The 13315-nt window shown below is 73.5% G+C and carries 9 protein-coding genes and 1 pseudogene; 5 read left to right on the top strand and 5 right to left on the bottom strand.

The window, feature by feature from the left end; translation table 11 throughout:
- The first annotated feature begins 80 nt into the window (after positions 1-80).
- The 4 genes from ABT093_RS21505 to ABT093_RS21490 are packed head-to-tail and all read left to right on the top strand — an operon-like array spanning position 81 to position 5539.
- Entirely contained in the window at positions 81-884 is an 804-nt protein-coding gene (locus tag ABT093_RS21505; protein ID WP_350566557.1) for an SDR family oxidoreductase, read from the top strand.
- Entirely contained in the window at positions 884-1912 is a 1029-nt protein-coding gene (locus tag ABT093_RS21500; RefSeq protein WP_350566555.1) for a MupA/Atu3671 family FMN-dependent luciferase-like monooxygenase, read from the top strand. The genes ABT093_RS21505 and ABT093_RS21500 overlap by 1 nt, the downstream gene beginning before the upstream one ends.
- Before the next feature lie 58 nt (positions 1913-1970).
- Positions 1971-4619, top strand: coding sequence for a beta-ketoacyl synthase N-terminal-like domain-containing protein (locus tag ABT093_RS21495; protein WP_350566553.1), 2649 nt, complete (start codon positions 1971-1973; stop codon positions 4617-4619).
- On the top strand, positions 4616-5539 hold the full coding sequence (locus ABT093_RS21490; RefSeq protein WP_350566551.1) for a transglutaminase domain-containing protein: 924 nt from the start codon (positions 4616-4618) through the stop codon (positions 5537-5539). The genes ABT093_RS21495 and ABT093_RS21490 overlap by 4 nt, the downstream gene beginning before the upstream one ends.
- A 961-nt stretch (positions 5540-6500) precedes the next feature.
- Here the strand turns inward: ABT093_RS21490 and ABT093_RS21485 are convergent.
- Both ABT093_RS21485 and ABT093_RS21480 read right to left on the bottom strand, forming a co-directional pair.
- The gene (locus tag ABT093_RS21485) at positions 6501-7334 is read right to left on the bottom strand and encodes a hypothetical protein (protein WP_350566549.1); all 834 of its coding nucleotides are present in this window, start codon (positions 7332-7334) and stop codon (positions 6501-6503) included.
- A 123-nt stretch (positions 7335-7457) separates the two neighbouring features.
- The gene (locus tag ABT093_RS21480; protein WP_350566547.1) at positions 7458-7703 is read right to left on the bottom strand and encodes a hypothetical protein; all 246 of its coding nucleotides are present in this window, start codon (positions 7701-7703) and stop codon (positions 7458-7460) included.
- A gap of 879 nt (positions 7704-8582) precedes the next feature.
- Between ABT093_RS21480 and ABT093_RS21475 the strand changes: the two genes are divergently transcribed.
- On the top strand, positions 8583-8930 hold the full coding sequence (locus ABT093_RS21475) for a helix-turn-helix domain-containing protein (RefSeq protein ID WP_350566545.1): 348 nt from the start codon (positions 8583-8585) through the stop codon (positions 8928-8930).
- Between the two features lie 681 nt (positions 8931-9611).
- On the opposite strand, the gene ABT093_RS21470 is transcribed toward ABT093_RS21475, so the two are convergent.
- From ABT093_RS21470 to ABT093_RS21455, 3 genes and pseudogenes are all read right to left on the bottom strand, one after another.
- Entirely contained in the window at positions 9612-9878 is a 267-nt protein-coding gene (locus tag ABT093_RS21470; RefSeq protein ID WP_350566544.1) for a DUF4235 domain-containing protein, read from the bottom strand.
- A gap of 729 nt (positions 9879-10607) precedes the next feature.
- On the bottom strand, positions 10608-11138 hold the full coding sequence (locus ABT093_RS21460; protein ID WP_350566542.1) for a hypothetical protein: 531 nt from the start codon (positions 11136-11138) through the stop codon (positions 10608-10610).
- A gap of 247 nt (positions 11139-11385) precedes the next feature.
- Positions 11386-13211 (bottom strand): annotated as a pseudogene (locus tag ABT093_RS21455) (catalase).
- Between the last annotated feature and the right edge of the window lie 104 nt (positions 13212-13315).

The raw sequence follows: 13315 nt of genomic DNA, 5'->3' as shown, positions 1-13315 counted from the left end.
CCCGCAGCACGCGCCGCCGAGGCAGGCGGACCGCCGGCCTCCGGGGTGCGCCGCACGGGTGACTCGGAAGGGTGGAGCAGGTGACGGGTGCGAAGGACGTCGAGGAGACCGGGGCCGGCCGGCCGGGGGCGCAGCGCCCGGCGCCGGCGCCGCTGACCGGCAAGTCCGCCCTGGTGACCGGTGGTTCGCGCGGTGTCGGCCGCGGGATCGTCGAGCGCCTGGTCCGTGACGGCGCGGTGGTGGTGGTCGGCTTCCGCCAGGACGCGGACGCGGCCGCGGCGTTGGCGGCCCGCCTGGCAGCAGCGGGCGGCCTGGTCCACCCCGTGCGGGCCGACCTGACCCGGCCCGGCGCGGTGGCGCGCCTCTTCGCCGAGGCCGAGGAACTCACCGGCGGGATCGACATCCTGGTGAACAACGCCGCCACCATGCTCCGGGGCAAGTTCGCCGACACCACGGAGGAGGACTTCGACAGGATCATGGCACTCAACGTCAAGGCTCCGTTCCTGGCCATCCAGCAGGCCGCCCACCGGCTCCGGGACGGCGGGCGCATCGTCAACATCTCCTCCACCGCCACCGCGCTGGCGCACCCGTCGCAAGCCGCCTACTCGGCGAGCAAGGCGGCACTCGACCAGTTGACCAGGGTCGCGGCGAAGGAGTTCGCCCGGCGCGGCATCACCGTCAACACCGTGTCGCCCGGTGGCGTGGAGACCGCGGAGGTGACGGCCGGCGTCCGCCCCGAGGTACTGCAGCAGTGGCGCCGGGCGAGCGCCTTCGGCCGGCTCGGGCTGCCGCAGGACATCGCCGACGTGGTCGGCTTCCTGGTCGGCCCCGACGCACGGTGGCTGTCCGGCCAGAACCTGCAGGCCGCGGGCGGGGCGGTCTGATGGCGGCGGACCGTGGCGAGCGCTCGCTGGGGCTGTACTTCTTCTCCGCCCTGCAGGACGACGCCGCCGACGACGCCGCGGGCTACCGGCTGCTGCTCGACGCGGCACGGGCCGCCGACGACGCGGGGCTCGACTTCCTCTGGCTCCCCGAGCGCCACTTCACGCCGTTCGGCGGCGCCCACCCGAACCCGTCCGTGGTGGCGGCCGCGGTGGCGGTGGCCACCCGGCGGATCCGGATCCGCGCGGGCAGCGTGGTGCTCCCGCTGCACGATCCGCTCCGAGTGGCGGAGGAGTGGGCGGTGGTGGACAACCTGTCGGGCGGGCGGGTGGAGATCGCCTCGGCCGCCGGCTGGAACCCGCGGGACTTCGTGCTGTCGCCGCAGGCCTACCAGGACCGGGCCGCGCTGGCCGACGAGAACCTGCGGACCGTGCGCGAGCTGTGGGCCGGCGGTGAGGTGCTCCGCACCGGCCCGCTCGGCGAACGGTACGCCGTGCGCTCCTACCCGCGACCGGTCCAGGCCGTGCTGCCCCACTGGGTCACCGCCGCCGGCAGCCCCGGGACCTTCGAGTACGCCGGCCGGATCGGCGCCGGAGTCCTCACCGGCTACGGCGCTTTCACCACCACCCAGCTCACGGAGCGGATCGCGCGCTACCGTGCCGCCTTCGCGGAGCACCACGGCGGGACGGGCCGGGTGTCGGTGATGGCGCACGCCGCCATCGGGACCCCGGGGCAGCAGATCCGCAGCGAGGCCGAGCAGCCGCTCCGCCGCTACCTGGCCGGCTACGCGAGCCAGCAGGAGGCCCGCAGCGACCAGCGGACGGTCGACAAGGGCCTGGACTTCGCGGTGCAGCGCTACCTGCGGGGCCGGTCGCTGATCGGCGACCGGGAGGAGGCGCTCACGGTCCTGCACAGCGCCTTCGCCGCCGGCGCCGACGAGGTGGCCTGCCTGGTCGACTTCGGCGTGCCGCGGCGGACCGTGCTCGGCACCGTCGACGAACTCGCCGCGATCCGGTCCACCCTGCGCTGACCCGAGCCCCGCACCGTGTCCGGCAGGGCCGTGACCGTGCCGAGAGGAAAGGACCACCATGCCCCGCGAATCCCGAGCCGCCGACCCGGTCGAACCCGGGCAGCCGCTGCCGCTCCCGTCGGTGCGGTCGTACGTGCGAGAGGTCGTGGCGGCCGTCGTCGGCGGCGCGGCGGCGGACCTGACCGGCCCCGACGCACTGCGGGAGCTGGACATGGACTCGCTCACCCGGCTGAACATCACCCTGCGGTTCGACCAGGACCTCGGCGAGATCCCGACCACCCTCATGTTCGAGCACCGGACCGTCGACGACCTGGCCCGCTACCTCCTCGCCGAGCGCGCCGACGGCCTGCGCCGAGTGCTCCCACCGCCGCCCGGACCGAGCCGAACGCCGGACCACCCGCGCCCGGAGCCGGCCGTTGCCGTGGACGCCCCGGCGACCGGGTCCGCCGGGTCCGCCGGGTCCACCGGGTCCACCGGGTCCACCGACGACATCGCGGTGATCGCGGTGACCGGGCGCTACCCGGGCGCGTCCGACCTGGAGACGCTCTGGCGGAACCTGCGCGACGGCGTGTCCAGTATCGGCGAGGTGCCGGCGGACCGCTGGGACTGGCGCGAGTTCGCCGACCCGCACCCCGGACAGCCCGGCCCGAGCCGCGGGCGCTGGGGCGCCTTCATCGACGGGGTGGCCGAGTTCGACGCCGAGTTCTTCAACATCCTGCCGGTCGACGCGGTGAACACGGACCCCCAGGAGCGGCTCTTCCTCCAGACCTGCTTCCACCTCCTGGAGCAGGCCGGCCAGTTGGGCCCGACCACGCACGAGCCCTCGACCGGTGTCTTCGTCGGGACGATGAACGCCACCTACGGCCGGATCGGCGCCACCGCCTGGCCGTCCGGCCGACTGACCGGGGCCAACTCCGCGCCGTGGTCGATCGCCAACCGGGTCTCCTACTTCTTCGACCTGCACGGCCCGAGCTTCGCGGTCGACTCGGCCTGCTCCTCCTCGCTCACCGCCGTCCACCTCGCGGTGCAGAGCCTGCGCAGCGGGGAGTGCCGCACAGCGATCGTCGGCGGGGTGAACCTGATCCTCCACCCCGCGCACCTGGCCGGCCTCGCCGCGGCGGGCATGCTCTCCTCCGACGAGGCCTGCAAGGTCTTCGACGCGGCCGCCGACGGATACGTGCCGGGTGAGGGGGTCGGAGCCGCGCTGCTCAAGCCCCTCGCCGCGGCAGTGGCGGACGGCGACCGCATCTGGGGCGTGATCAAGGGCACCGCGCTCAACGCGGCCGGCCGGACCTCGGGCTACGCGGTGCCCAACCCGGCCCGGCAGGCGGAGGTGGTGGCCGCCGCGCTGCGGGCGGCCGGGGTCACGCCGGGATCCGTCTCCTACGTCGAAGCCCACGGCACCGGAACCGGGTTGGGCGACCCGCTGGAGGCGGCCGGGCTGGTCCGGGCGCTCGCCCCGGACCGGGCACCGCGGGCCCCGTGCGCCGTCGGCTCGATCAAGGCCAACATCGGGCACCTTGAGGGAGCCGCCGGCATCGCCGGCCTGACGAAGGTCCTGCTACAGCTGAAGCATCGCCAGATCGCCCCGAACGCACAGGTGGCGACCCTCAACCCGAAGATCGTCGAATCCTCGGCGCTGCGCTTCCCGCGCGCCCTGGAGGACTGGCCGGCCGACGGCCCGCGGCGGGCCGGTGTCAGCTCCTTCGGCGCAGGTGGCGCCAACGTCCATCTGGTCGTGGAGGAGTACCAGTCCGTACCCCCGGATCCGACGGGCGAGCCGGCCGAGCCCGCCGAGTCGGCTCACCTGGTATTGCTCTCCGCCCGCACAGAACCCCAACTACGGCACCTGGCAGCCGCGTTAGCCCGGCAGCTGGCGGATCCCGGCCAGCCGGACGACCTTGCGGCGCTGGCGCACAGCACCCAGACGGGACGCCGGGAGCTCCCGGTGCGACTGGCCGTGACCGCCGCCGACACGGCCTCGGTCCGAGCAGCCCTGACCGCCTTCGCCGACGGTGACCGGACCCCCTCGGTCCGCACCGGCCGTCTGCACCCGGACCGCGCCCCCGGCGAGCTGCTGGACGACGAGGACGGGCAGGCGTACGTCGACTCCCTGCTGGCGAAGCGCCGGCTCGGCAGGCTCGCGGACCTGTGGGTGGACGGCACCCCGATCGACTGGTCCCGGCTCTGGGCCGGCCGCCCGCCCGCCCGGGTCGAGCTTCCCCCCTACCCGTTCGAGCCGGTGCACTACTGGGTCCAGGCCGCCCGGGAGCCCGCACGGACCACCGATCTCCAGCCCGCCGCCCCGGCGGCGACGGTGCCGCCCGCCCGCACCACGCCGAGCGGGCCGGGCGGGCCGGGCGGGACCGACGGCCGGGCCGGAACCGACGGCCGCCGTGCGCTGGTCGAGAGCGACCTGCGGCTCGCGGCCTGCGGCTTCCTGCTGATCGACCCCGCCGACGTCGACCTGTCGGCCGACCTGATGGAGCTGGGCTTCGACTCCGTCTCCCTGGTCCAGCTGACCGGCCGGATCGGTGACACGTACGGCGTGGAGGTGGAACCGGTGGTGGTGTTCGACCACCCGACGCTGGCCGACCTCGGCCGCCTCCTGCTGACGGGCTTCGCCGACGCGGTCGACGCGCGCCACCGGAAGCTGACCGACGGGACGGCGGACGCCGCGCCGGCCGTCGGGGACGAGCGGCCGTGACGGTCCAGACGACCGCCCAGGTGGTGGAGCGAACCCGGTGGATCCCGGACCGGTACCGGAACTTCGAGGTCCCGTCGGACATGGTGCTGACGGTCTACCGGGTCCCCCGGCCGCTGCTGGACGAACTGCTGGAACTCGGCTTCCCGCACCGCGACCGGGACGGGGAGCGCTGGTTCGACGTCTTCGACCTGGAGAACCTGACCAACGCGCTGGAGCTCAACGCGCCCAACTGGCTGCTGATGCGGGCGCTGGGCCACACCTACGACCGGGACCTCGGCCGGTTCGACGACGCGTACCACCTCCAAGTGACGGCCCGTTGCCCGGATCCGGGCCACCCCGGCGACTGCGAGTTCGGCCCCGGCCGGCTGCTCCTCCCCGCGCCCGGGGAGGCGGACGGCCTCCACCGGACGTCACCGGGGGCCTTCGTGCGGCGAGTCACGCTGCCGGCCGACGAGTACCACTTCGACGACTCGCTGCTCCCGCTCTTCGAATCCGCTGCGCGGCTGACCTTCCACCTCATCCCCACCGACCTCGCAGGCGACCTCGGCTTCGCCACCGAAACCGGCCTGGCGGACTGCCGCCTGGCCAACCGGCTGCTCCTCGACCACGCCCGGAGGTCCGCCGTCGAGTGCCGGATCGCCAGCGGTTTCGTGATGGCCGCCCCGCTCCCGCTGCGCCACATGTGGATCGAGCTCAGGGTGGGCGGGCACTGGATCGCCGCCGACCCGTTCTTCATCGGGACGCTGACCCGCTGGCGGATCATCAGCCCCCGCGACTGGCCGCTGCGGCGCTCCCCCCGGCGCATCTACTGGCCCGTCACCGGCGCGCCCCTGCCCGAGGACATGGCCCTGCTCACCCACCGCGGCGCGGACCTGCGCGGATCCGCGCGGATCACGAACTGGCGGCAGGCGCAAGCCTGACGGCCCCGCCCCGCCGCACCGGCTACTGATCGTCACTGCGGGCGGCATGCTCGTCGACGACCGGGAAGTCGTCGCCCGGCCCGGTCGGCGAGCCCGCGAGCGCGGCGACGGTCGGGCGGTCCAGCAGCCCCCGTCCTCGGGGGGACCACCGCGGCGGCGTGGGTCCGCGCCCGGGCCTGGTCGCCGGCGCCCCGCATGCTCATCACGGCCGCGACCAGCCTCGCCGCCACCACCCCCGGGGTGACGGTGGCGGCGGTTCGGCGCCTGGCGTTGAGGTGTTCTGGCGGACGATCGGCGGGCCGGCGGCGGGCCGCAGCAGCACCGGCGCGAGCAGGGCGAGGCCGCGGTGATCGTCCAGCCGGTGGCGACGGCGCCGGCCGGCAGGCCGACGGCCAGTACTCAGCGCAGCGGCGTCGGCCGGTTGAAGAATGTCCCGCAGCGGTCCGCCTGCTGCGGCAGGCAGTTGCCGCGGCTGAAAGCGATCACGTCTGTCGGGACCTCGACATGCCAGCCAGCCGGGCCTGTTCCTGCCGTAACGCCGGAATCGACCGCTTCCACGAGGGAGGTAGGCCGTTGAACACCGCATCCGCCCCGCAGCCGAGCCAATTGGTACAGCACCCGGCTGGCCGCGACGGCGAGTCGCGGGAGGCTGGCGCGGAGCAGGTTGCCAGTGCCGGGAGGAGCGGCCCCAGGATCACCGCGTCGACCCGGCCGCTGTATCACCCTGCTGGCTTGGAAGATGCGCTGCGGGCTGCGGTGGACGACCTGCGGGTGGGGCGCTGGTGGTCGACCGGCCGGTTGCTGGCGGCAATTGGCGATGCCTGGGAGCGTCGCACCTCTCGTACGCAGGTGCTGGCACTGGGTGGCTGCCCGGTCCACCGTGCTCGCCGACCGGGGGCGCGAGGACCCGGAGAACCCGGGCCTGGCCATCCTTCGGGCGCGGGTCGCGGTCGAGCTCGCCTCAACTTCCGGGATGGGTGAGCTTGCCGCCGTTGCCCCGCGGCTGGAGGGCATGGACGGTCATCGACCCGTCGACGGGCAGTTCCGTGCTGAAGATCAGGGCGGGTGTGTCGGTCCACCCCCCGATGTGCACGGCGTCGGCATGGACCGACGCGGAGGCCAGTTGGGTGTGGGAGGCGGAGGCGCCGCTGTGGTCACCTTTGCAGACGATCGGGAAGACCCGCGACGGCTGGCCGGGCTTCCACACTTCGGCGAAGTACTGCGGCCGGTGGCGGTAGCCGACGGATGTCCCGGCGTCCCTTCCGGTCACGGCGAATCCGGCCCGAAGTGCGGTGTCGGCGGGAACGATGGACACGCTGTGATCCGGATAGCGCCTGGTCAGCACGGACTCGGCCAGGGCGAGTGCGAAGCCGACACCGAGCTCGTCGGACTGGAGAGCCTTGTAGTGGTCCGCGGTGTCGCGCCCCTCGGCCGACAGCGCCATGAAGGTGCCGAGAGCGCCCTCCAGGGCCTGGCTGCACGTGAGGCGGCCCCAGTGCTCCGCGAGCCCGCGGCCGGCGCCACGCCGCGAAAGCGCGATCGCCCGCCCGAGGGTGTGCAACACCTCCCACGGCGTCAGCTGGACCCCGTCGCCGAGCTCCTTGACCGGGACGGGCTGGAGGCCGGGCTTGCGGCGCAGTGCATCGAGTTCCTTCGCCGCCCGCTCCTCGTCGTCCTTCGCCGCGACCGCCTCCACCTCACCGAGCAGCTTGGCGCTGGAATGGACTGCGACATTCGATCGCTGGGCAAGCTGCCGGAACACCTCTCCCAGGTCCTTCAGTTCGTTGCCCTCCATACGGTTCCCCAACTCTCCAGTCCCGCAGAGCAGATGCCGCACCTCAGGCCGCACTCGCAGGGCGCATGCCAGGGGCGTATACGAGCACGGACGCGCTTTGGGCCACCGCGCGCGTGCCGCTGGTCACGGTTCGGAGCCGGCCCCGGGTGGGCATGCGCGCGCGGGGCGGTCGCCACGCTGACCGGTGGCGTCGAGGGCGTCCCGCAGGGCGGGCAGGTCCGCGAGGGCGGCCTGTTCGGCGAAACGTGCCAGCAGTCGGCGCAGGACCCGCTCGTCCCGGTCTCGTACCGCCTCGGCGATGGCCGCGGTCAGCGACGCCTGGGTATGGGGGTCGGGGGTGCGCGCCGCCGCGCGGCCTTGCCCTTCCACCGCTCTCCTCCCTTTCACTCGCGGTCCTGGCCGCCGGACGCGGCGCCCTCCGTCCTGGTGCGGCTGCGGCCACCGGCCGCTCCACCGCGTGCGGGCGCAGACTACCTCCCCGACCGACACCGGAAAATCTATGCCCGCCGGAGTAGACATTGCCGTGCACCGCGGTTAGTGTTTCTCTCGTAGACAGCAGTCGATCGGTACCCGCCAGACATGAACTGGCGGGCAGCAGTACAGAAGTGCGCAGGTCGGCACGGTTGCAGGGTCCTGAAGCCAGGGTTGGTGCAGTAAGGCGACAGGGCCGGTGGCCGGGCCGGGCGGCCCGCAGGCATCAGGGGCCGCCATCGAGCGGTACCGCGGTTCAGCAGGAGCAGTACCCGTAGGTGAAGCTGAGTCGAGTGGTACCGGCAGTCGCAGTACGCGGTATCCCGGTGAAGGCGCCCCCAGACTGCGGGCGCGCGTGCCGGGAGTCCGGCAGCGGGGTTCCAAGCCGAGCAGGTTGAGCAGGACGGGCGACGGGGCTGGCTGCCGGAGTCGGCGGGACCGCCAGGGACCGCCACAGCAGTACCGGGTAGTTGGCACGACCAAGCAGTTCGCAGTAACCGGCCAGTACAGAGGATGAATGGAGGGACAGCGCGCCATCAGGATCGCCCGGCCCGCGAGGAATCAGCCCGGGCGGACTCCGTAGACCCCAAGGCAAGGACGGTGGTTTCCGGTCACGCATACGCGATCCCCGCACGCCCCCTCCCACGGGGCTGTGCGGACATAAGGAACCCGGCCCCAGAGCCGGTAGATGGTGTAAAACCCTTCGGGGCCCCGGGAGCCGCTATGGCCCCGGGGCCCCTCAGCGCGTCCCCGGACACAACAGCAAGAAGAGGTGCAGTGACCACGGCAACCATTCGACCGCACACCCCCGACTCCCTCGACGACGACGACTACCCCGCCTACACCATGGGCCGCGCCGCCGAGATGACCGGCACCACCCCCGGCTTCCTACGCGCCCTCGGCGACCAGGGCCTCATCACACCCCTGCGCTCCGAGGGCGGGCACCGCCGCTTCTCCCGTTACCAACTACGGATCGCCATGCGCGCCCGCGACCTCGTCGACCAGGGCACCCCCATCGACGCCGCCTGCCGCATCATCATCCTCGAAGACCAGCTCGAAGAAGCCCTGCGCATCAACGAACAGCTCCGCCGCGACGCCGGACAGGAACCCGCCACCGACACCTGACCCACCCGCCAGGCCGACGAGACCGGCCCGCGGTGAGGGGCACCGTGCTCACCGCAGGCCGCCCCGGACACGAGCACCCCAGCCCTCCGACCGCCGGCACCGTCCGACACGACGGCTCATCGCCCCGTTGGAGTGCCCACCCGGGGGTGTCCAGTACCGTTCCGCCCGGGTCATGAGGTGTACCCCGCCGCGTGGGCCGGACCGGTCTCCCCCTGACCGGACCGAGCCCACGCCCCCACCACCTCCACTCCCGGACTTCGCGTTGTTCAGGGAGCGCACGAAGCCTCACACGGTGGCGCTCACGGCACAGGTCCGACGTCTTGAGGCCGAGCAGCCTCAGCCCTTGCAGCGGGTCGTCCGGGCGTTGTGCGCTCTCAGCAAGGCGGGGGGCGTGGCGGGGCGGGTTGCACCCGGCGGACATCGGTCGCCGCGGGCAGATCGCTGTCACCGATCGCCTGTTCGCAGCCGGTCCTGCTGCCGTCCTCGAGTTCCCGGCGCGTGCCCGGGGCGAGCGCCCCTGAAGGCCCGCCCACCTCCTGCTCCGTCCGCACACCACGAAGGAAAGTCGACCACGACGCGCCGCGCACGCTACTGACGCCTGGCCGTCACAGGGCCGAACGAGTGGCCTGCCACGGGCCACGCGCCTGGACCGGGCGCCGGGCGTAGGGAGCCGGGCGGAGGTCAGTCGGGCCAAGTGCCGGTGAGCCGGCGGGCCCCGGCCGCGCCCCCGCGGTCGATCGCCGCCTTGACCAGAGCGAAGACCACCCCTTGCAGGGCGGCGGCGAGCAGCACCTCTCTCCAGCTGCGGTCCTCGTCGGTGGCCCGGGGCGCCTCCTCCTCATGGCCGAGGACCGCCCACAGGCGCTTGAACACGGCGCCGGCCACGACGCCGCCGAGTGCGCCGAACAGCAGGCCGAGCGGCTTGTACAAGATCTTGCCCATCGTCATCATCTCCAATGTGGACCGCACCGCCGCTTCGCGGTTCGGAAAGCACAGCCGAGCGGTCCCCGAGAACGGCTTCGCTTCACCGGCGGTGCCGGCGCGAGCCCGGCACCGCCGCGTCGGCGATCCTGGTCGGCGGGGTCTCACAGCCTCTGGGAGTCGGCAGGTCGGGCATGAGCGGTGCCGGCCGGGGCGGTGGCCGCCCCGGAAGGGGTGGCGCGGGCGGCAGCGGCGCTGTTGCTGTGGTTCCGGCGGTCATGGTGTCTGCTCTCCTCCGGGTCGTCCCGCCTGCACCGCGTCTACCCGGGGCGGGTGCCGCCACGCGCCGCGGCGGACGTGGCCTCACCGCGACGGCCCGCGCGACCTGTGCACGGCGGGCGTGCGACCCGGACCGCCGGCCTGCGGCCCGGGTTTCGCCCCTGCAGGCCCGGGACACAGGGCTGCCCTCCCGGCACGGAAGGCGTGAGGGGTGCACGACGGTCGACGACGGTGAGCAGGGGAAGCGGGTCGGTCATGCCGCCGTACTCGCCGGACAGCGAGATGGTCCCGCTCCGTCGGACGATGTCGATGTCGATGGCGAGGCAGAGGGCGTGGAGGCGGTCGACCCCCACGTGTTGCATGATCCTGGCGGCCAGTGCGCTGGGCAGCAGGGCCGTGGACTGCTGGGCGAGCGCGGCGGCCGTCGGGGACGGCGGCAGCTGCCACTCCGCCCCCGTACGGTGCTCGTCGTCGGCCTCACCCGGTGGGCGCGGAGCGGTGGTACCCGGCGCCGTGCGGGGCGAGGACGTTGACGCTGACCTCGTGATGCCATCCGTTCAGCAGACGGGCCTGTTCGTCGGCCCGCTGTGCGAGGCGGTCCAGGTCGTCCGGGTCCAGGCGTGCGTCCTGGTCGGCGATGGCACGCAACGCCCGCCACAGCGCGGCCTTGCCCTCGACGCCGACGCGCATCGTCTCCAGCTCGATCAGATCGCTCAACGGGGATCGGCGCACCAGCGTGCCGTTCGGCTTGAGACGCGCGAGCCGTTCGCCGGCCACGCCCAGCCAGGTGCGGTAGTGCCGGACCGGTACGCCCAGCCGGTTCATGATCCGTACGAGGTCGTCCCGGTCCTGCTCCACGTCTAGGGCCAGCTGGCGCAGCGCGGAGGCGCGCGCACGGTGGGGATGGGTGTCGGCCATGCGGCGGGCGAGCGCGCTTCCGCCGAAGGCGCCCGTGAGATGGTCGTTCAGGTAGACGTTCAGCGGATCCGTCCGCAGCTGCGCAGTCATCGCCTGTCCTCCGAAGACCTGGGACTGCTGAGTGACAGCCCCGACGGGGCTGTCACTGTCCATCGTTGCGCACACGGCCGATGGACGCCTGCGCACCGGGGCCGCCGCCGGGGAGGCGGCCTGGGGCCCAGCCGCCTGTTCTCCTGTTCCTGACCCGCTCGTCCGGGGGGGGCGCCCGGGCGCGACGTGCCCGCCCGCGCGGGTGGTGCTTCAGCGCGCACGCGGGGCACGTCGACGGACATCAGGCCTACGCCGGAAACCGCTCCCAGACGCGGTGGGTGCCGAGCAGGTCCACGAGCTGGGGGACGGCGTCGGTGTCTTCCGTGGCGGTGATCACGCCGGGTGCCTGTGGGTCGACTCCCGCGGCTGCCCACAGGGCGCGGGAGTCGGCGAGGCCGGCGATCGGCTTGGCGTGCCGCCAGGCCTCGTTGACGAGCAGGACGGCGCGGGAGTCCAGCGTGGACTGCCCGCCCGCGACGGCGCCGGACTTGGCATCACGTGCCCCTCGGTCGTCCGCGCCCGGCGCGGGTGCGCCGGCCACCAGGAGCGCGTCGAACTCGACGGACCGGGCCGCGGCGTAGGTCCTCTGCACGGCGAGGCCGCCGGCCAGGGGGGCACCGGTGGGGGCGATGATCAGCGGGAGCAGTCCGGCGTCGAGGGCGGCCTCCCGCAGCTGCCGGACGACGGCGGGGTCGCTGGTGGCACGGGTGAGGATGCCGAGGACCCGGCCGGTGGCCGGCCAGCGCCGTCCGACCTGTGACAGCGCCGCGCTGGGCGCGACCTCGGCATGGACGGTGACCGCCCGGGGCGCGGGCAGCCCGAGGCCTGCGGCGACCTCCGCGCAGAGCACCTCGTCGACTCCGGCGAGGACGGTCAGGACCCGCTCCCTGATGGCCGACTCGTGGACCTTCGACAGCTCGAAGGTGTAGGCGGCGATGATGTGTTCGCGCTCGACCGGGCTCATGCTCAGCCAGAACAGCCGCGGCTGGCTGAAGTGGTCGGCGAACGAAGCAGGCGCTTCGCGGACCTTGGCTGCGGCTGCGATCGGGGTGGGGTGTTCGATGAAGGCGTGCTCGGCGGCACCGGCGAAGAACGGGCAGCCGCCGTCGAGGGAGTTCGGCTCGTAGGGGGCGACGCCGCTGTGGACGGCGTCCTGGTGGAAGCCGTCGCGGAGCATGTCGTTCACCGGGGCGTGGGTGCGGTTGATCGGGATCTGCGCGAAGTTGGGGCCGCCGAGGCGGGTGATCTGCGTGTCGAGGTAGGAGAACAGGCGCCCGGCGAGCAGCGGGTCGTCGGTGACGTCGATGCCGGGCACGAGGTGCCCGGGGTGGAAGGCGACCTGCTCGGTCTCGGCGAAGAAGTTCGTCGGGTTCGCGTTCAGGGTCATCAGCCCGATCGGCCGCACCGGTGCGAGCTCCTCCGGGACGAACTTCGTCGGGTCGAGCAGATCGATGCCTTCGAAGGTCTGCTCGGGAGTGTCGGGGAAGGTCTGGACGCCGAGTTCCCACTGCGGGAAGTTCCCGGTCTCGATGGCGTCCGCGAGGTCGCGGCGGTGGAAGTCCGGGTCCATGCCGTTGATCAGCTGCGCCTCCTCCCAGACCAGGGAGTGCACGCCGGCCTTCGGCTGACGCCGGCGGCGGTGCCGTACCCGCGGAAGATCCCGTGCGCGGCGGCGCCCCGGGCGTGGACCACGCGCTCGGGGATCCGCTCGTGGTCGAAGTGCGTGATCTTCTCGCGCAGGTGGTGGTCCTGCAGCAGCACCGGACCGCGCGGCCCGGCCTTCAGCGAGTGGTCGGAATCCGGCAGCCGCGTACCGTTCGCAGTCGTCAGGTAGCCGCCGTTCTGCGCGGCAGCGTCCGCAGGAGCGCCGGTCTCCCGGCCGGTCGGGGACTGCGAAGCGGGCGCCCGCTGGTCCGGCTTCGACGGCAGCGGCGCCCTCGGCTCGGTGGGCTCCGCGAGCGGCGGCGGCTGGACGCCGGGAGCGCCGGGCACCTCCACGGTCGGCCGCTCGTCGTCACGCACCGCTTCGGAAACTGCGTCGATGATCTTCTTCACCGGTCCGGGCTTGGACATGGTTCCTCCGATGCGGATGGGGTGCCCGGCGGCGCGGTCCTCGCCGGGAGCGGGGGATGTGGGTCTGTGGGTTCCATACGAACGCATATCGCGACGGGCGCGGC

This window comes from Kitasatospora sp. NPDC002551 (assembly GCF_040296005.1).
GTDB lineage: Bacteria > Actinomycetota > Actinomycetes > Streptomycetales > Streptomycetaceae > Kitasatospora.
This window is presented reverse-complemented; position numbering and strand designations above follow the sequence as displayed.

What these genes read in the sequence shown, in the direction of transcription:
- ABT093_RS21460 (WP_350566542.1), bottom strand. Translation starts at nt 11,138, where the DNA reads ATGACTGCGCAGCTGCGGACGGATCCGCTGAACGTCTACCTGAACGAC.
- ABT093_RS21495 (WP_350566553.1), top strand. Translation starts at nt 1,971, where the DNA reads ATGCCCCGCGAATCCCGAGCCGCCGACCCGGTCGAACCCGGGCAGCCG.
- ABT093_RS21470 (WP_350566544.1), bottom strand. Translation starts at nt 9,878, where the DNA reads ATGACGATGGGCAAGATCTTGTACAAGCCGCTCGGCCTGCTGTTCGGC.
- ABT093_RS21485 (WP_350566549.1), bottom strand. Translation starts at nt 7,334, where the DNA reads ATGGAGGGCAACGAACTGAAGGACCTGGGAGAGGTGTTCCGGCAGCTT.
- ABT093_RS21500 (WP_350566555.1), top strand. Translation starts at nt 884, where the DNA reads ATGGCGGCGGACCGTGGCGAGCGCTCGCTGGGGCTGTACTTCTTCTCC.